We start from the raw sequence: 17,612 nt of genomic DNA on the forward strand, positions 1-17,612 counted from the left end.
GATCGGCGATGCGCCGCGGCGCGGAGGATCCGGTCAGACCGGGTGGGGCGGGGCCTCGGCCGCATCCGGGGTGGGATCGTCGGGCGCCCGGCAGCAGTGTTCCAGCCACAAAGCCGCGGCCGCCAACACCAGCCCGCCGACCGCACCGACGATGGTGGCGGGTACGTCGGCCACCGCCACGTCGATGTGCAGGCGTGTGAGCAGGAAGATCAGCAGGCCGACCCAGCCGCCCAGGGCGATCGCCCCGAGAATCGACGACGCCTTGGCCAGCGCCACCGAGCGGGCCACGTTGATCGGATGCACCTGCCCCTTGCCGGGTCCCACCTTTCCGGAGGCGACGCGCGCCCGCACCAGGAAACCGATCACCACCTCCAGGGCGGCCAGCAGGTACAGCGTGCTGCCCGCGAGCCACGGCAGCGACGGCAGCAGTCCGTAGTAGTAGCGGGCCACCACCCACAGCAGCAGCCCGGTGACCACCGCGATGGCCAGCAGATCCCGCAGCCGCGTGGGACCGAGCTTGTTCTCGTCGTCCCCGGACGACGAGGGCCGCGGGGTGGGTCCTTCCGGAGCGGTCATCGCGTGGCCTCCGCCACTCGCACCCCGTCCCGCTCGGCGGCGGGCAGCGCGGCGACCAGCTCGGCCACCGTCCGCTCACCGGTCGGCGTCCACAGTCGGGCTCGCGGCTCCACCTCCAGCCACGGCACCAGGACGAAGGCCCGGACGGCGGCCCGCGGGTGCGGCAGCGTCAGCTCCGCGTCGTCGGAGAGCACCGCGGCCCCGTCGGTCTCGACGGAGATCACGTCCACGTCGAGGGTGCGCGGTCCCCAGCGCACCTCGCGGGTGCGGTCCGCGGCGCGCTCGCACTCCTGGCACAGGGCCAGCCACTCCTCGGGGGTCAGGTCCCCCTCGGCGATGAGCGTCTGATTGAGGAAGTCGTCCTGGCTCACCCCGCCCCACGGCGCGGTGGTGTAGACCTGCGAGGCCGCGACGAGGCGATCCCCCAGCGCCTGCACCACCGAGGCCAGCCGGGCGTGCGGCCGGTCCATGTTGGCTCCGGCGGAGAGCACGACGCGCGTGGTCACCGGGCGGCCCGCCCCGGGGTCGACTTGTACGACCGGCGCGTCACCACCGCCACATCGTCGAAGGCGAGCGGAATCGGCGCCGACGGCTTGTGCACGGTCACCTCGCACGCGGAGATGCGTTCGTCGGCCATCACCTCGTCGGCGATCTGCGCGCCGACCGTCTCGATCAGGTTCCGGGGCGTACCGGCGACGATGTCGTGGGCCAACTGGGCCAGGGCGCCGTAGTCCACGGTGTCGGCGAGGTCGTCGCTCACCGCCGCCGGACGCAGATCCAGCCACAGCGTGATGTCGATCAGGAAGTCCTGGCCGTCGCGGCGTTCATGGTCGAAGACGCCGTGATGGCCGCGCACCCGAAGACCGCGCAGTTCGATCCGATCAGCCATGAGCCAGTCCTTTCGTCACCGCGGCCGACCCCGTGCGGGGCGACCGGACACCACCTTCACGCCAGGCCGCGGCCACCGCGACGGCATCGCGGCTGCCGGCTACGTCGTGCACGCGCACACCCCAGGCCCCGCCCGCTGCCGACAGCGCCGAGATCGCGGAGGTCGCACCGTCGCGCCCGGCGGGCGACCGGTCCACGCCGTCGTGGCCGAGCAGACTGCCGAGGAAGCGTTTCCGGGAGGCACCGATGAGCACCGGGAAACCCAGGCCGACGAGTGTGGGCAGGGCGTGCAGCAGCGCCCAGTTGTGTTCGGCGGTCTTGGCAAAGCCCAGCCCCGGATCCAGGATCAGTTGGTCCGGGTCCACCCCGGCCGCGACCGCCGCGTCGACCCGGCCGAGCAGTTCCCCGGAGACCTCGGCCACCACATCGCGGTAGCCGCCGGCGTCCGCGCTGCGGTGGGAGAAGTGCCGGTCACCCTCGGCCGCCGGATCCAGCGGACGCCAGTGCATCAGCACCCACGGCAGTCCCGATTCGGCGATGACCGTGCCCATGGCGGGGTCGGCGCGTCCCCCGGAGACGTCGTTGACCAGGCTCGCGCCGGCTTCGATCGCGGCCGCGGCCACCGCCGCGCGCATGGTGTCCACCGACACCGTGACCCCGCGGGCCACCAGCGCCTCGATGACCGGCGCCACCCGTGCGGACTCCACCGCCGGATCCACTCGGTGCGCGCCCGGCCGCGTCGACTCCCCGCCGACGTCGACGATGTCGGCACCGGCGGCGGCGAGCGCCAGGCCGTGCTCGATCGCCGTCCCGGGATCGAGGTAACGCCCGCCGTCGGAGAAGGAATCCGCGGTGACATTGAGGACCCCCATCACGAGGGTCCGCGTCGGCTCCGCTGCCCCGCGGGCGGTCATCAGCGTGTGATCAGGTCGAGTGCTTCACCGCGCGAGACCGCGCTGGTCTGGAAGATGCCGCGCACCGCCGAGGTGGTGGTGCTCGCGCCCGGCTTGCGGATTCCCCGCATGCCCATGCACAGATGCTCGGCCTCGATCACCACGATCGCGCCGCGCGGATTCAGGCGGGCCACCAGCGCATCGGCGATCTGGCTGGTCAGACGTTCCTGCACCTGGGGCCGCCGAGCGTACAGATCCACCAGGCGGGCGATCTTGCTCAGGCCGGTCACCTGACCGGTGGCTCCCGGGATGTAGCCGACATGGGCGACGCCGTGGAACGCGACCAGGTGGTGTTCGCAGGTCGAGTACATCGGAATGTCCTTGACCAGCACCAGCTCGCGATGGTCCTCGTCGAAGACGGTCGCCAGCACCTCGCTCGGATCAGTGTAGAGGCCGCCGAACATCTCCCGGTACGCGCGCGCCACCCGCTCCGGGGTGCGCAGCAGACCCTCGCGGTCGGGATCCTCGCCGACGGCGATCAGCAGTTCCCGCACGGCGGCCTCGGCCCGCGCCTGATCGAACTTGCGGCCGTCCGCGGTGACGAGCACCTCATCGTCGCTCATGAAGACCGTGGTTCCTTCCTGTCCAGCCCCGAGTATGTTCCCGCCCGAGTCGTTGCACCCGGGCGGGCGAGCATCTAGTTGTTGCGCGGATCGTCCGCAGGCGGCCATCCGGGCGCCTGCCAGTCACGGGGGGCGCCGTAGTCCGGTCGTGTGCCGCCCGAGCCCTGCCCCGGCTGTCCGGTGGGCTGTCCGTTGGGCGCCGTCCCCGGCTGACCGTAGCCGGGCTGACCCGGCTGACCGTAGCCCGGCTGGCCGGGCGCGGGCTGACCGTACTGGGGCTGCCCATACTGCGGCTGACCGTATTGGGGCTGACCGTATTGGGGCTGACCGTACGGGGGCTGCGGCGCGTGGGGTTGCGGCTGACCGTTGGCGCCCGGGTACTGCCCGGGCACACGGCCGCTCAGGTCCGGGTACTGCGGCTGTGCGCCGGTTCCCGGGTTCGGCGCCGGGTGACCGTACTGCGGCGGAATCGGCTGCTGCGGCACCGGGGCCGGTTCGGGCTCCGGGGGCCACGGCTCGCCGCGCTCGATGGCCAGCTCACCCGGGGTCTTGATGGGCGGCTTGGTGCTGGGGGTGCGCTTGCCGAACTCGCTGAACTCGGTCATCCGCGGCCGCTTCTCGACGCCCTCGAGGATCTTCTCGAGATCCTTGCGGACCAGGGTCTCCTTCTCCAGGAGCGCGCCGGCCAACTCGTCGAGCTTGTCGCGGTACTGGTCCAGGATGGCCCAGGCCTCGGTGTGCGAGGCCTCGATGAGTCGACGCACCTCCTCGTCGATCTCGGCCGCGACGCCCGAGGAGTACTCGGGGGTGCCGCCGCCCATGCCACCGCGCCCCAGGAAGGGATCACCCTGGTCGTGGCCGTAGCGGACGGCGCCGAGTCGGGCGCTCATGCCGTATTCGGTCACCATCGCGCGGGCGATCTTGGTGGCCTGATCGATGTCCGAGCTGGCGCCGGTGGTCGGCTCGTGGAACACCAGCTCCTCGGCCGCACGACCGCCCATCGCCATGACCAGGCGCGCGATCATCTCCGAGCGGGTCATCACGTCCTTGTCCTGCTCGGGCACGGCCAGCGCATGACCGCCGGTGCGTCCGCGGGCCAGGATGGTGACCTTGTAGATCGGGTCCAGATCGGGCATCGCCCAGGCGGCCAGGGTGTGGCCGGACTCGTGGTAGGCCACCACCTTCTTCTCATGCTCGCTGATCACGCGGCTCTTGCGGCGCGGACCGCCCACCACGCGGTCGACGGCCTCTTCGAGGAGCTCGTTGGTGATCACCGTCTTGTGCTCACGCGCGGTCAGCAGCGCGGCCTCGTTGATCACGTTGGCCAGGTCGGCGCCGGACATGCCCGGGGTCCGCTTCGCGAGACCGTCCAGGTCGGCGTCGGGCGCGATCGGCTTGCCCTTGGCGTGCACGCCCAGAATGGCGCGGCGACCGGCGATGTCGGCGTTGCCCACCGGGATCTGCCGGTCGAAGCGTCCCGGACGCAGCAGCGCGGGGTCGAGGATGTCGGGGCGGTTGGTGGCCGCCATCACGATGACGCCCGAGCGTTCACCGAAGCCGTCCATCTCCACCAGCAGCTGATTCAGCGTCTGCTCGCGTTCGTCGTGTCCGCCGCCCAGGCCGGCACCGCGCTGGCGACCGACGGCGTCGATCTCGTCGACGAAGATGATGCAGGGGCTGTTCTCCTTGGCCTGTTCGAACAGATCGCGCACGCGCGAGGCGCCGACGCCGACGAACATCTCGACGAAGTCCGAGCCGGAGATGGTGTAGAAGGGCACGCCGGCCTCGCCGGCCACCGCCCGCGCCAGCAGCGTCTTACCGGTGCCGGGCGGCCCGTAGAGCAGCACGCCCTTGGGGATCTTGGCGCCCAGCGCCTGGTAGCGGGCCGGGTTCTGCAGGAAGTCACGGATCTCGTCGAGTTCCTCGACCGCCTCGTCGGCACCGGCCACATCGGCGAAGGTGGTCTTGGGCATGTCCTTGGTCAGCTGCTTGGCCTTGGACTTGCCGAAGCCCATCACGCCGCCGCGGCCGCCGCCCTGCATGCGGCTCATCACGAAGAAGAACAGGCCGAACAGGATCACCATCGGCAGCACGAAGATCAGCAGGGACTGCCAGAAGCCGGAGTCCTTGGTGATGTGGGTCTGATAGGGCGCACCGGTGGTGGTGGCCGTCTGGAAGACACGCGCGGAGACACCCGACGGGTACTGCGCCTCGATCTTGGTGACGTCCTTGTCGTCCACCTTGATCGGGTCCTTCAGGGTGATCCGAAGACGCTGCTCTTTGTCGTCGATCTGAATGAACTCGGTGTTCTTGATGTTCAGCTGCGACATCGCGACCGAGGTGTCGACACCGGTGTACTCGTTGTCGTCGGCGGTGAGCACGGAGATGCCCCACAGGGCAAAGATGATCACGGCCACGATGGCCAGGTTCCGGTAGAGCTTCTTTCGGTTCATACTTTTCGCACGAGCCTGCGCGCACCGCACCCGCGGAGGGCGTGCGCCGACCCTTGTCCTTCCCGTCAGTCTCGCTTTACGAGGCTACCTTTCAACGCCCCGCGACCGGCATTCTGTTCCCGCAGGGCGTAAGCGGCGTTCGGCGACGGCCGGGAGATGCGGGCCGATCAGGCCGAATAGACCGACGGATCCAGGCGCCCGATGAACGGCAGATCGCGGTATCGCTCGGCGTAATCGAGGCCGTAGCCGACGACGAACTCGTTCTCGATGTCGAAGCCCACGTCGGAGACCTGCACCGGCAGTTGCACGGCCTTGGGCTTGCGCAGCAGGGTCACCACTTCCAGCGACCGCGGGGAACGGGTGGCGAGGTTCTTCATCAGCCACGACAGCGTGAGGCCCGAGTCGATGATGTCCTCGACGATCAGCACGTCGCGGCCGGCGATGTCGCGGTCGAGGTCTTTCAGAATGCGCACCACGCCCGACGACGAGGTCGACGAGCCGTAGCTGCTGACCGCCATGAACTCCATCTGGTTCGGCACCGGCAGGGCGCGCGCCAGATCGGTCATGAACATCACCGCACCCTTGAGCACCCCGACGAGCAACAGGTCGTCGGGTGCATCCTGGTAGCGCTCGGCGATCGCCGTCGCCATCTCGGCCGTCCGCTGGGCGATCTGATCTTCAGTGATCAGGATCGTCTCGATGTCGTCTTTCGGGTACCCGTTCGCCACGTCCGCTAGTTTCCCACAGGCGGGCGGCGCGGGTGACCGGTCCCCCGCGTTCACCGCGGCTGTGGCTCCACGCGCAGCCGCGCGTCGCGGCGGGTCACCACCAGACGACGTGCCGCATCGCCGCCGACGGCCACCGGTCCCTGCCCGGACCAGTCGACCACCAGGGCCCAGACCTGCCTCGTCACCGCCGAGGCGGGCTCGGTGGCGCCCACCTCGGTGAGCCACCGTCGGAGCACCCGGGTGCCGACGGCCACCGGCAGGTCGGCGAGGACCTCGACGGCCGCACTCCGGTCCTCGGCGACCGCGTCCGGGTAGACCCGCGCGGCCCACTCGGTCAGCGCGGCGTCGTCGTCGCGCAACTGATCGGCGGTCCGCGCCAACGCCTGCGCCACTCCGCCGCCCAGCGCCTCCTCGAAACGCGGCAGCAGGTCGTGACGTACCCGGACCCGGGTGTAGCGAGGGTCGTCGTTGTGCGGATCCGCCCAGGGCTCCAGTCCCCACGCCGCGCAGGCCCGCCGGGTCGTCTCGCGTCGCACCCGGAGCAGGGGCCGACCCCAGGGGGCCGCCCAGGCGGTCATCGCGGACAACGATCGCGCCCCTGATCCCCGCCCCAGGCCCAACAGCACGGTCTCGGCCTGGTCGTCGAGGGTGTGCCCGAGCAGCACCGGCTGCCGGTCCCGCGCCTGCTCCAGCGCGTCATAGCGAGCACGCCGCGCCGCCGCTTCGGGCCCCCCGGGCCCATCCGGGCGCACCGTCAGCACCCGCGCCTGGGCACCGAAGCCGACGACGGTGCGGGCCGCCCACGCGGCCGTCGCCGCCGATCCGTCCTGCAACTGGTGGTCGACCACCAGCCCGGTGACCCGCAGTCCGGCCCGCACCGCGGCCGCCGCCAAGGCAAGCGAGTCCGCACCTCCGGAGACCGCGACGCAGACCTGTTCGTCGTCGAGGTGCTCGCGCGCGAAGCCGCGTACCGCCCCGATCAGTTCCTGCTGGGCACGCGAACGCCCGGTCAGAGCACCCGCGCGATCCATGCACTCGGCTCGTCGATCTCGTCGGTCTTCGGCAGGGTCTCCGGCGAGGTCCACACCGTGTTGAAGGCCGCCATGCCGACCTCGGCCACCACCGCGTCGACGAAGGCCTTACCGCGGATGTACTGGGCGAGCTTGGCGTCCATGCCGATCAGCGCCCGGACGATCCGCTGGAGCGGGTTCTGCGGCCGCCGGCGTCGCGCGTCGAAGGCGGCCCGAATGTCGGCGACCGTCGGTACCTGCGCCGGACCGACCGCATCCATCACATGGTCGGCGTGGCCTTCCAGGAGGGTGCCGAGCACCATCACCCGGTCGAAGGCCTCGCGCTGCTCCGGGGCCTGCAGCAGCTGCATGACGCCCAGCATGCCCTTCTCCCGGGAGCGACCGCTGCGCACCGCGGCGCTGACTCGACCCACCAGGTCGACGGTGGACTCGCCCGCGTCCTCGGTGAGGATCCGCACGTTCTCGCGCATGTAGCCCGCCAGCCACGGGTTGGCCGAGAACTGCACGCGGTGGGTCACCTCGTGCAGGCACACCCACAGGCGGAAGTCCGACGGAACCACCCGCAGCTGCCGCTCCACGGCGATGATGTTGGGCGCCACCAGCATCAGGACGCCCGGCTCCCCGGTCTCCTCGTCGAGGGAGAACGGATCGTACTGGCCCAGGATGGCGCCGGAGAGGACGGCGAGCAGACCCGCCGCCTGCACGCCGCCGACCTTGCCGAGCGCGCTGTGCACCAGTCCGGAGTCCTCGTCCTCGGCCGGTTCGTCGCCGAACATGGACGGCATCGACCGTGCGGCCGCGTCGATCCACCCGGCGCGATCGAGGATCCGCGCGGTGGGGATCTGCAGACCGTCGGCCAGGCCGGTCAGTTCCCGGACCGGGGCCTCGGCCCGCACCGATGCGTCGGCGAGCTCGGCGTGCGCCTGGTCCATCGTGTACCGCGTGACCCGCGGACCGGGGCGGGCCACCTTCCGACCCAGCGAGGCCGCCAGCCCCCAGTCGATGTTGGGCGCCGCGACCGGCTCGTGCTCCGGCACGTCCGCCGACGCTTCGGTCGGGGTCTCGCTCTGCGTAGCTGTCACGTCAGCACTCATCATCGTTGGGTTCCGTCCGGATCCAGTGGTCGGGTGGGCCCGCGAGTCAGCCACCGCAGCCGCACTCTCGGAGGGCACCGGCCAGCGCATCCAGGGCCGGTCGTGCGTCCGCCGGCGAGGTGCCGCCGGACATGAAGGCGAACGTCAGCACCCGCCCGTCGACGGTCTGCACGATGCCGGTCAGCGAACTGACCCCGGTGAGCGTGCCGGTCTTGGCACGCACCCAGCCCGCGCCCGGATTGGTCTTCGGATCGAAGCGGTCGGTCAGGGTTCCGGTACCGGCGGCCACCGGGAAGGTGTCCAGCATGGGACGCAGCTCGGGCTGCTTGTCGCCGGCCGCCGCCGACACCAGCTGCTCGAGCAACCGGGCGGGCACCTTGTCGGCCGCCGACAGCCCGGAGGCATCCCGCAAGACCACACCGGCCACATCGAATCCGTTGTCGCGCAACACCTTCACCACCGCGTCGGCGCCACCGGCGATGCTCGGCGGCCCGCCCATCGCGACGGACAGCTCCACCGCGAGGGTCTCGGCCAGCACGTTGTCGCTCAGCCGCATCATGTCGCCCACGCGGGCGCTCAACGGCGCGGACTCCACCGTGGCCAGCACCTGCGCCGTCGACGCCGGAGTCGCCTCGGTGACCGGGCTGTTCACCTCCAGGGCGGCGGCCAGGGCCCGGCCGGCGTCCAGCGCCGCGGTGGTCGAGCGCGGCGAGTACTCGTCGAGCGGATCGAGGCGGGCACCGTCGGTCATCAGCGACGTGATGGGCGCGATGTCGCCGCCCTCGATGTCGGCGTCGTCCCACGACGAGGCCATCGCCGGGCCGGTGACCGAGCTGGGGGCCACCGCGACCGAGGAGACCGGGACGCCCGCACGGCGCACCTGGGCGGCCAGGTCGGCGATGCGCGGCGCATCGGTGTAGAAGGTGTCGGCGCCCTCCGGCTGCACCGACAGCGTCGGGTCGACGGCGCCCACCAGGATCACCTGACCGTCCGGTCCGGCCACCACCTGCGTGCGCAGCCGCGCGTCGTGGTCCAGCTGCAGCAGGGCGGCCGCGGCGGTCAGGATCTTGGCGTTGGAGGCCGGGGTCCGCGGTTCGTCCGGCGACCGGCTCCACAGCGTCTGACCGGTCGACGGATCGGAGACCATGCCGGTGAGTTTGCCGAGGTCGCTGTCCTTGAGTCCGGCGCGCAGCTGGGCCGCGACGCCGCGGGCGGTGGGAGTGGGCGCGGAATCGTCGACCGGCAGGATGCTCGGATCCACGGTCGCCGCGGCGGGTTGGGCCGGGGTGCCCACCGGCACCGGCTCGGGCCGCAGGTAGTACCAGTTGTAGGCGAGGAACCCGCCGACGGCGAGCGCAGCGATCAGCAGCAGGCTCAACGCCGTCAGTAGAAACGCACGCCATCGACGTCGGCCGACTCTCGTCGTCGCCACAGGAATCCCTTCGGGTTCATCGCTACCCGCGCGCCACAACTTTCGGGCTGCCCGCGTGGGCCTGGTTGATCCCACAGTATCGTTGAGCCCTGATAAACCCCCGCAGACCAGAGGAGACGAACGTATGGAGTTCGAGGTCACCGTAGAAATCCCCAAGGGCACCCGTAACAAGTACGAGGTCGACCACGAATCGGGGAAGGTGTACCTGGACCGGTACCTCTACACCTCGATGGGCTACCCCGCCGATTACGGCTACATCGACCACACCCTCGGTGAGGACGGCGATCCGCTGGACGCGATGGTGCTGCTCACCGAATCGGTGTTCCCGGGCGTCATCGTGCGGGCCCGCATCGTGGGCATGTACACCATGACCGACGAGGCCGGCGGCGATGACAAGCTCCTCGCGGTGCCCGCCGGGGATCCCCGCTGGGATCACATCCAGGACATCGGCGACGTCGACGACTTCGAGCTCGGTGCCATCGCACACTTCTTCGAGCACTACAAGGACCTCGAGCCCGGCAAGGAGGTCACGCCCGGCGGTTGGGTCGGCAAGGCCGAGGCTGCGAAGGTGGCCCAGGAGGCCGTGGCCCGCTACCAGGGCTGACTCCGTCTCGTCAGCGACGAAAAGCGGCGCCCGGACACCGACCTCGGTCGGGTCCGGGCGCCGCTTTCTCGTGCCGGGACCGACTCCACGGCACTCGACCAACCCCTCGATGGCCGAAGCGTTCAGCCGACCCGCTCGGTCAGTTCGGTCAGGGCCACGAGCAGTCGGTCGATGTCGTCGGAGCTGGTGCCCAGGCCGAAGCTGACTCGCACCGCGCCCTCCGGGTAGCCGAGGCGGGTGAGCAGCGGGTGCGCGCAGAACTTGCCGTCGCGCACCCCGATGCCGTGGTGGGCGCTCAGGTATTCGGCCACCTCGCGCGCGGTGTGTCCGCGCACCGCGAAACCGGCGATCCCGACGCGGTCGTCGACGTCCTCGAAGATCTGCAGCGGAGTCACCGCCTCCAACGCCGCCAGCCCGCGGTCGAGTCGGGTCAGCAGATCGCGCTCGTGGTAACCGATCAGCTCGAAGCCCAGGCCCTTGATGGTGTCGGCGGCCGCGGCGATCGCCACCGCGCCCAGCACGTTGGGGCTGCCCGCCTCGTGGCGCGCGGCGCCGGTGTGCCAGTCGGTGCCCGCGTCCAGATCCACGTGCGCGGTGGCGCCGCCACCGGCCAGGTACGGCGCGGCGTCGTCGAGCCAGTCCGACCGTCCGATCAGCACACCCGCCCCGAACGGCGCGTACACTTTGTGCCCGGAGAAGACCAGGTAGTCGATGCCGTAGCTGGCCAAGGACACCGGTCGGTGCGCGACGAGCTGGGCACCGTCGATCAGGATGCGGGCGCCGTGCCGGTGCGCGAGCGCGGTCAGTGTGCGGAGGGGCAGCACCTCGCCGGTGACGTTCGAGGCCGCGGTGATCGCCAGCAGCGCGGCCGGCTTGCGGGACAGTTCCGCGTCGAGGGCGGCGAGGGTGTCGGCGAAGGTCGGCTGCGCGGTCACCACGCGGGCCCGCCCGGTGCGCTGCCACGGCAGCAGGTTGGCGTGGTGCTCGATGTCGAGGACCACCACGTCGCCGGGCACCGCGTGCGCGGCCAGGTTCAACGCGTCGGTGGTGTTCCGGGTGAACACGACGGTGTCGTCGGCGCGACCGCCGACGAAGCGTCGCACGGTCTCCCGGGCCTGCTCGTAGCGGGCGGTGGTGACCTGGGACAGGTGCCCGGCGCCGCGGTGCACGCTCGCGTACTGGCCGAGCGCCTCGGTGAAGGCCGCGGCCACATCGGTCAGGGCGGGGGCGCTGGCCGCGTAGTCGAAATTGGCATATCGCACCTGCGCACCCCCGGCGGTCGGCACGGTCTGCTCGGCGCCGACCACCGCGGCGAGCGCGGTGATGGCGGCGGTGTCGACCGACTCGGCGGTGTCGAGCACGGGGGTATCCAGCACAGCGGTCATGACAAAACTCCTCAGCGAATCCGCGCTTGCCGCGACCGGTCGGCCGACAGCCGGGTCGTCACCGGGAGCACCCCACCACGGTGGAGGGTTGCCGATCAGCCAGCCCGGGCTTGACGCTGATACTCGTGACCCGCCGACCACTGTGCCCTGTCGGCCCGGCGGGGGGCCACCATTAAACGCACCGCGAACTAAACCCTCCGCCCGCACCCATCGGTTTCGGTTCGTCCCGTCGCTGTCGGTTCGCCCCGTCGTTCCAGAGCGACGGGTGCACCCGAAACCGACGGCGCGACGGGGTCGACGCAACGCGTCGGTAATCTGGGTGGAGTGACCGATGCCGAGAGTTTTCTGCTGTCCCGACCGGCGGGCGCGGTGCGCGGGACCGGTGTGCGGGCTCGCTACGACTCGGTCGACGCGGCCCGCGCGGCCCTGCGCGACGGCGCACCCGTGGTCGCCGGTCTGCTGGCCTTCGACACCGCCGGCCCGGCCGCCCTGCTGACTCCCGACCGGTGGACCACCGACGCGGGACCGATCACGGCCCGCACTCCGGCCGCGATCCGACCGTCGCACGTGTGGATCACCCCGCCCGCCGAGCACCGCGACCGCGTGGCCGCGGCCCTCGCCGCCATCGAGGCCGGCCGCGCCGCCAAGGTGGTGCTGGCCCGGACGATGGAGGTCGGCTTCGACGCACCCCTCGACCCGCTCTCGATCGCCGGAGGTTTCGCCGCGGGCGCCCGCGATGCGGCGGTCTTCGCCGCGCAGGGTCCCGATGACCGCTGGCTGATCGGCGCCAGCCCGGAGCTGTTGGTCCGCAAGCAGGGCCGCGTGGTCACCTGTCACCCGTACGCCGGCTCCGCGGCCCGGTCCGCCGACCCCGAGCTCGATGCGGCGGCCGCGGCCTCGCTGAGCACCTCGGACAAGGATCTGCGCGAGCACGCCTTCGTGGTCGACGACCTGCGCGAACGCCTCGCCCCGCTCTGCGCGGAACTCAGTGCGCCCACCGCCCCGTCGCTGATGTCCACCGGCGAGATGTGGCATCTGGCCACGCCGATCCGCGGTGTCCTGCACGACGACTCGGTCACCGCGTTGGACCTGGCCGCCCGGCTCTCGCCGACCCCGGCCGTCGGTGGCACGCCGCGCGCCGCGGCGACCGCCCTGATCGCCGAGTTGGAGGGGACCCGCGAGTTCTACGGCGGCACCGTGGGCTGGTGCGACGATCGCGGCGACGGCGAATGGCTGGTGTCGATCCGCTGCCTGGAACTGGCGGCCGATCGGCGCGGCATCCGCACCTGGGCGGGCGGCGGTATCGTCACCGGTTCCGACCCGGAGGCCGAGGTGGCCGAGACCACGGCCAAGTTCCGCACGGTCCGTCGCGCGCTCGGCCTCGACGCCGCGGGCTGACCCCTCCCCGGCCGAGCGTCCCTCGGTCGAGCGTCCCTCAGCCGAGGGCCTGGTCGAGGTCCCGAATCAGGTCGTCGACGTTCTCCAAACCGACCGACAGCCGCACCATCGCATCCGTGAGCCCGATGGCCGCGCGACCGTCGGGACCCATCGCGCGGTGCGTGGTGGTGGCCGGGTGGGTGATCAGGCTCTTCGCATCGCCGAGGTTGTTGGAGATGTCGATCACCCGCAGGCCGTCGAGCACCTCGAAGGCGCGTTCCTTGGCGGTGCTGCCCGGCTGCTGCGCCAGCGCGAAGGTGATCACCGTGCCGCCGCCGGACATCTGCGCGCGCGCCAGTTCGTACTGCGGGTGCGAGGGCAGGAACGGGTACAGGGCGGTGGCCACGCGCGGATCGGCGTCGAGGAACTCGGCGATCCGCAAGGCGCTCGCCACCGACTGGTCCAGGCGCAGCTTCATCGTCTCCAGGCCCTTGAGCATCACCCAGGCGTTGAACGGGCTCAGCGCCGGTCCGGTGTGCCGCATCAGGTCGCGCACCGGCCCGTTGATGAACTCGCTGGTGCCGAGCACCGCGCCGCCCATCACGCGGCCCTGCCCGTCGATGTGCTTGGTGCCCGAGTAGACGATCACGTCGGCCCCCATCTCCGGGCCGCGCTGCAGCAGCGGGGTGGCGAAGACGTTGTCGAGGACCACCTGGGCGCCGGCGGCGTGCGCCAGCTCGGCCACCTTCCGCACGTCCACCAGCGTCTGCATCGGGTTCGACGGGGTCTCGAAGAACACGGCGTCGGTGGGCACCGACAGCGCCCGCTCCCACTGCTCCAGGTCTTCGCCGTCGACGAACACGGTCTCCACGCCCCAGGCCGGCAGGATCTCGCTGCACACCACGAAGCACGAGCCGAACAGGCTGCGTGCGGCCACCAGCCGGCTGCCCTTCTTCAGCAGTGCGCCGAGCGCCACGAAGACCGCGGCCATCCCGCTGGCGGTGGCGAAGGCCGCTTCGGTGCCTTCGATCTGGCGGAGCCGCTCGGTGAACATCTCCACCGTCGGGTTGCCGTACCGGGAGTAGACGAAGCGCTTGTCCTCCCCGGTGAAGGCGCGTTCGGCGGCGGCCGCCGAGTCGTACACGTAGCCGCTGTTGAGGAAGAGAGCCTCGGAGGTCTCGAAGAACCCCGACCGCATCGTCCCCCCGCGGACCGCGATGGTCTCCGGCGATACCCATTCGGGCAGGTCACTCATCGATGCTCCCCTTCTACTGTTGACGCCACGGCAGGCCGCTCGCGCGCCAGCCCGTGGATCCGCGGTGCCCCTCCTCGTCCAGGGCTCCTTCGAATCCGTCAAGAATGTTGTACGCCTGCCCGATTCCGGCCGCGGTGGCGGCCTCGGCCGCGCCGATCGAGCGCGCCCCGGAGCGGCACAGCAGCAGCAGCTCGGCATCGTCGGCCACGCCGGCCTCCCGCAGCTGCTCCACGAACCGAGTGTTCGGCGCCCCGCCGGGGAAGCCGATCCACTCGATGAGCACGGCCTGCTTGCCGAGCACGGTCAGGTCCGGCACACCGACGAAGGACCACTCCGCCTGCGTCCGGCAGTCCACCAGCACCGCCCGCGGGTTGCTCTCCAAGCGCGCCCAGGCCTCCTGCGGGGTCACATCACCGGCGTAGCTCATGCGTCGCACACCTTCCATTCGTCGCCCTGCCGGATCACCGTCAGGTCGGTCGTCTGCTTCTCGTTGGAGGTCTTCTCCCGGTGCCAGTTGACGGCCACCGTGGCCACGTCGCCCTGGATCTGCACCGCCATGTCCGGAATCACGATCGGCCCCTGCGCATCGCGGGCCTTGCGGTTCTCGTCGGCGAACTCGGTGGCCGTCGGGAAGTCCGCGGCCTCCAGGTCGGCCGCGCAGTGCGCCTCGCGGTACTGGCCGTAGTTGAGGGAGTTGCGCGCGGTGAACGCATCGTTGACCGCGTGCTGCACCTTGGTCGAATCGCTGAGCCGCTCGGCGGGCGGATCGATCAGGGCCACCCCGGCGACCACGGCCACCAGCAGGACCACGAATCCCAGTGCGACCAGGAAGGGCCACCGACTGCGGCCGGGGTCGTCGTCGCCGAACTCCGCGGCCATCGACTCCGGATAGCCGTCCGGGGTGTACTTCGGATTCGGATGGTCGGCGCCGCCGGGGCTCTGGTCACTCATGGACCGATTCTATCGAGCGTCCACACCCGACGACCTGCCCGGTGGTCATAGACGCCGCCGTCGCGTGCCGCCCAATAGCGCAGCGCGGATCGCGAAGTCAAGGGTTTGCCGCAGTTTCGGTATTAGTGAGGGCAGCCTCAGTGGAAATTTTGGTGCTGACTCACCAGCGCATACCGTGGAAGTACCACACGTTCTTTCAGCTGAGGAAGCGACTGACCAATGAGTGACAACAGCCGCCCGCTGCGCGTAGCGATCGTCGGAGCCGGCCCCGCCGGCATCTACTGTGCCGACGCCCTGATGAAGTCGGAGACGGCCGCGGCACGCGGGGTCAGCATCGACCTGTACGAGCGCATGCCCGCGCCGTTCGGCCTGATCCGCTACGGCGTCGCGCCCGACCATCCGCGCATCAAGGGCATCATCACCGCCCTGCACAAGGTGCTCGACAAGCCGCAGGTGCGCCTGCTGGGCAACATCGACTACGGCACGGACATCACGCTGGCCGACCTGAAGACCCACTACGACGCGGTCGTCTTCTCCACCGGCGCCACCGACGACCGGGAACTCAAGATCCCGGGCGTCGATCTGGACGGCAGCTACGGCGCCGCCGAGTTCGTCGCCTGGTACGACGGCCACCCGGACTTCCCGCGCGAATGGCCGCTGGAGGCGGAGAAGGTCGCCGTGATCGGCGTCGGCAACGTCGCCCTCGACGTGGCCCGCGTGCTGGCCAAGACCGGCGACGAGCTGCTGCCCACCGAGATCCCGGACAACGTGTACCAGGGACTCAAGGCCAACAAGGCCGTCGAAGTGCACGTCTTCGGTCGACGCGGCCCCGCCCAGGCCAAGTTCACGCCGCTCGAACTCAAGGAACTCGACCACTCGCCGAACATCGAGGTGGTGGTGAACCCCGAGGACATCGAGTACGACGAGGGTTCGGCCGTGGCGCGCCGCGCCTCGAAGATCACCGACCAGGTCGCGACGATCATCGAGAACTACGCCATTCACGAGCCCAAGACCGGCGCCATCCACAAGCTGTTCCTGCACTTCTTCGAGAGCCCGGTGGAGATTCTCGGCGAAGACGGCAAGGTGGTGGGTCTGCGGACCGAACGCACCGAGCTCGACGGCACCGGCAACGTCAAGGGCACCGGACGGACCACCGACTGGGAGCTCGGCGCCGTGTACCGCGCCGTGGGCTACCTCTCGGACAATCTGCCCGAGATCCCGTTCGACTCGCAGGCCGGCGTGATCCCCAACGAGGCCGGCCGGATCTTCGACGAGGGCGCGCACCTGGCCGGGATGTACACCACCGGGTGGATCAAGCGCGGGCCCGTCGGCCTGATCGGCCACACCAAGGGCGACGCCAACGAGACGGTCGAATGCCTGGTGGAGGACATGGTCAACGACGTCCTGAACGTCCCGACCGCGCCCGGCGAGGACGCCGTGATCGCGCTGCTGGAGAGCCGACAGATTCCGTTCACCACGTGGGACGGCTGGAACCGCCTCGACGAGTACGAGCGGGGCCTCGGCGCCGCCGAGGGCCGCGACCGAAAGAAGGTCGTCGAGCGTCACGAGATGCTGGCCGCCTCCGAGCCGCACAAGGTCGCCAAGAGCTGACCGTCTTTCTACGAGAACGGACCGCCCCATTCGGGGCGGGCCGTTTTTAGGCTCGGTTCAGCGAATCACCGGTGTCAGTTGACTCCGGGGATCTGCGGGGCACGAGGGTCGTCGACACCGCCGCCGGAGAGCAGTGCCTGGGCCCCACCGTCGGCGTTCGGCTTCTCACCGCGCGGGATCTCCTTCAGGTTCCACCAGAAGCCGGCGTTGTCGAGCAGGTTCTCCTGGTAGTCGGAGATCGCCCAGCCAGCGATCGACGACGGGAAGCAGCCCGGCCAGACGGTCTTGATCTCGAGCGAGCGCGGAACCTTCTTGTCTCCGACCTTGCCGGTCGAGGACAGGGTGGGCGCGAACTTCCGGGGACCGTTGACTTCCTGCAGCGTCACGTTCTTGAAGGTGCCGTTCTCCGCGGTCACGCGGAGGACGCGCGTCATGTTCCAGATGCCCTTGGTCCACGGCTGGCCCGGCTGCATGCCGAACTGGCAGGTCACTGCTCCGGTGACGCGGAGGTTCGGCACAGCGGCCTCGGCAGGCGCGGCGGCCATCAGGGTGCCAGCGCCGATCGAACCGGCTGCGGTCACCGCGACGGCGGCGCGAGTGAGAATCTTCTTCATGATCATGGCCTTTCGTATAGTCCGTAGGACTCGGATAGTCAGTCATCAAGCGATGCGAACTCAGCGTTCCCCAACGCGACGCCCCACATCTTGCGTA

General features: G+C 70.6%; 18 protein-coding genes and 1 riboswitch. Of the genes, 3 read left to right on the forward strand and 15 right to left on the reverse strand.

The features are described 5' to 3' along the window. Positions 1–33: 33 nt before the first annotated feature. From ACFFJD_RS07465 to dacB, 10 genes are all read right to left on the reverse strand, one after another. Positions 34–576 (reverse strand): DUF3180 domain-containing protein, encoded by a 543-nt coding sequence (locus ACFFJD_RS07465; protein WP_382362683.1) that lies wholly within the window; start codon positions 574–576, stop codon positions 34–36. After that, positions 573–1,082 (reverse strand): 2-amino-4-hydroxy-6-hydroxymethyldihydropteridine diphosphokinase, encoded by a 510-nt coding sequence (folK, locus tag ACFFJD_RS07470; protein ID WP_382362685.1) that lies wholly within the window; start codon positions 1,080–1,082, stop codon positions 573–575. Before folK ends, ACFFJD_RS07465 begins: the two co-directional genes overlap by 4 nt. After that, positions 1,079–1,465 carry a dihydroneopterin aldolase gene (gene folB, locus ACFFJD_RS07475; protein WP_382362687.1) on the reverse strand — a complete coding sequence of 129 codons (387 nt, stop codon included), beginning with the start codon at positions 1,463–1,465 and terminating at the stop codon, positions 1,079–1,081. Before folB ends, folK begins: the two co-directional genes overlap by 4 nt. Continuing rightward, on the reverse strand, positions 1,458–2,378 hold the full coding sequence (folP, locus tag ACFFJD_RS07480) for a dihydropteroate synthase (protein ID WP_446685293.1): 921 nt from the start codon (positions 2,376–2,378) through the stop codon (positions 1,458–1,460). The genes folB and folP overlap by 8 nt, the downstream gene beginning before the upstream one ends. Beyond that, complete coding sequence (folE, locus tag ACFFJD_RS07485) at positions 2,378–2,980, reverse strand: GTP cyclohydrolase I FolE (protein ID WP_382362689.1); 603 nt, start codon at positions 2,978–2,980, stop codon at positions 2,378–2,380. Before folE ends, folP begins: the two co-directional genes overlap by 1 nt. Positions 2,981–3,054: 74 nt before the next feature. Next, positions 3,055–5,433, reverse strand: coding sequence for an ATP-dependent zinc metalloprotease FtsH (gene ftsH / locus ACFFJD_RS07490; RefSeq protein WP_382362691.1), 2,379 nt, complete (start codon positions 5,431–5,433; stop codon positions 3,055–3,057). Positions 5,434–5,600: 167 nt separating this feature from the next. Beyond that, positions 5,601–6,161, reverse strand: a complete 561-nt coding sequence (hpt, locus tag ACFFJD_RS07495; RefSeq protein ID WP_382362693.1) for a hypoxanthine phosphoribosyltransferase — start codon at positions 6,159–6,161, stop codon at positions 5,601–5,603. 50 nt (positions 6,162–6,211) lie between these two features. Beyond that, positions 6,212–7,192: a tRNA lysidine(34) synthetase TilS gene (tilS, locus tag ACFFJD_RS07500; protein ID WP_382362695.1), complete on the reverse strand. Its 981-nt coding sequence runs from the start codon at positions 7,190–7,192 to the stop codon at positions 6,212–6,214. Further along, complete coding sequence (locus tag ACFFJD_RS07505) at positions 7,171–8,286, reverse strand: Rv3626c family coenzyme F420 biosynthesis-associated protein (RefSeq protein WP_382362977.1); 1,116 nt, start codon at positions 8,284–8,286, stop codon at positions 7,171–7,173. Before ACFFJD_RS07505 ends, tilS begins: the two co-directional genes overlap by 22 nt. Positions 8,287–8,332: 46 nt before the next feature. Beyond that, positions 8,333–9,673, reverse strand: a complete 1,341-nt coding sequence (dacB, locus tag ACFFJD_RS07510) for a D-alanyl-D-alanine carboxypeptidase/D-alanyl-D-alanine endopeptidase (protein ID WP_382362979.1) — start codon at positions 9,671–9,673, stop codon at positions 8,333–8,335. Positions 9,674–9,842: 169 nt separating this feature from the next. On the opposite strand from dacB, the gene ACFFJD_RS07515 reads away from it, so the two are divergent. Next, positions 9,843–10,322, forward strand: coding sequence for an inorganic diphosphatase (locus ACFFJD_RS07515; protein ID WP_382362697.1), 480 nt, complete (start codon positions 9,843–9,845; stop codon positions 10,320–10,322). A 122-nt stretch (positions 10,323–10,444) separates the two neighbouring features. Here the strand turns inward: ACFFJD_RS07515 and ACFFJD_RS07520 are convergent, their stop codons facing one another. Beyond that, positions 10,445–11,707 carry an aminotransferase class V-fold PLP-dependent enzyme gene (locus ACFFJD_RS07520; protein ID WP_382362699.1) on the reverse strand — a complete coding sequence of 421 codons (1,263 nt, stop codon included), beginning with the start codon at positions 11,705–11,707 and terminating at the stop codon, positions 10,445–10,447. A 17-nt stretch (positions 11,708–11,724) separates the two neighbouring features. Further along, positions 11,725–11,838, reverse strand: a riboswitch (SAM riboswitch). A gap of 193 nt (positions 11,839–12,031) precedes the next feature. On the opposite strand from ACFFJD_RS07520, the gene ACFFJD_RS07525 reads away from it, so the two are divergent. Then, on the forward strand, positions 12,032–13,105 hold the full coding sequence (locus tag ACFFJD_RS07525) for an isochorismate synthase (RefSeq protein WP_382362701.1): 1,074 nt from the start codon (positions 12,032–12,034) through the stop codon (positions 13,103–13,105). 37 nt (positions 13,106–13,142) lie between these two features. Here ACFFJD_RS07525 and ACFFJD_RS07530 read toward each other — a convergent pair whose 3' ends face one another. From ACFFJD_RS07530 to ACFFJD_RS07540, 3 genes are read right to left on the reverse strand one after another with little or no spacing between them, the layout of a single operon-like run. Continuing rightward, a complete protein-coding gene (locus tag ACFFJD_RS07530; protein WP_382362703.1) occupies positions 13,143–14,339 on the reverse strand; it encodes an O-succinylhomoserine sulfhydrylase in 1,197 nt (398 codons plus the stop codon). A 13-nt stretch (positions 14,340–14,352) separates the two neighbouring features. Next, positions 14,353–14,766 carry a rhodanese-like domain-containing protein gene (locus ACFFJD_RS07535; RefSeq protein WP_382362705.1) on the reverse strand — a complete coding sequence of 138 codons (414 nt, stop codon included), beginning with the start codon at positions 14,764–14,766 and terminating at the stop codon, positions 14,353–14,355. Further along, entirely contained in the window at positions 14,763–15,290 is a 528-nt protein-coding gene (locus tag ACFFJD_RS07540) for an Rv0361 family membrane protein (RefSeq protein ID WP_382362707.1), read from the reverse strand. Before ACFFJD_RS07540 ends, ACFFJD_RS07535 begins: the two co-directional genes overlap by 4 nt. Before the next feature lie 219 nt (positions 15,291–15,509). On the opposite strand from ACFFJD_RS07540, the gene ACFFJD_RS07545 reads away from it, so the two are divergent. Further along, the gene (locus ACFFJD_RS07545; RefSeq protein WP_382362709.1) at positions 15,510–16,901 is read left to right on the forward strand and encodes an FAD-dependent oxidoreductase; all 1,392 of its coding nucleotides are present in this window, start codon (positions 15,510–15,512) and stop codon (positions 16,899–16,901) included. Positions 16,902–16,975: 74 nt separating this feature from the next. Here ACFFJD_RS07545 and ACFFJD_RS07550 read toward each other — a convergent pair whose 3' ends face one another. After that, positions 16,976–17,515, reverse strand: coding sequence for a hypothetical protein (locus ACFFJD_RS07550; protein ID WP_382362711.1), 540 nt, complete (start codon positions 17,513–17,515; stop codon positions 16,976–16,978). Between the last annotated feature and the right edge of the window lie 97 nt (positions 17,516–17,612).

The sequence above is a fragment of the Gordonia phosphorivorans genome, assembly GCF_042432625.1.
Classification (GTDB): Bacteria; Actinomycetota; Actinomycetes; order Mycobacteriales; family Mycobacteriaceae; genus Gordonia; species Gordonia phosphorivorans.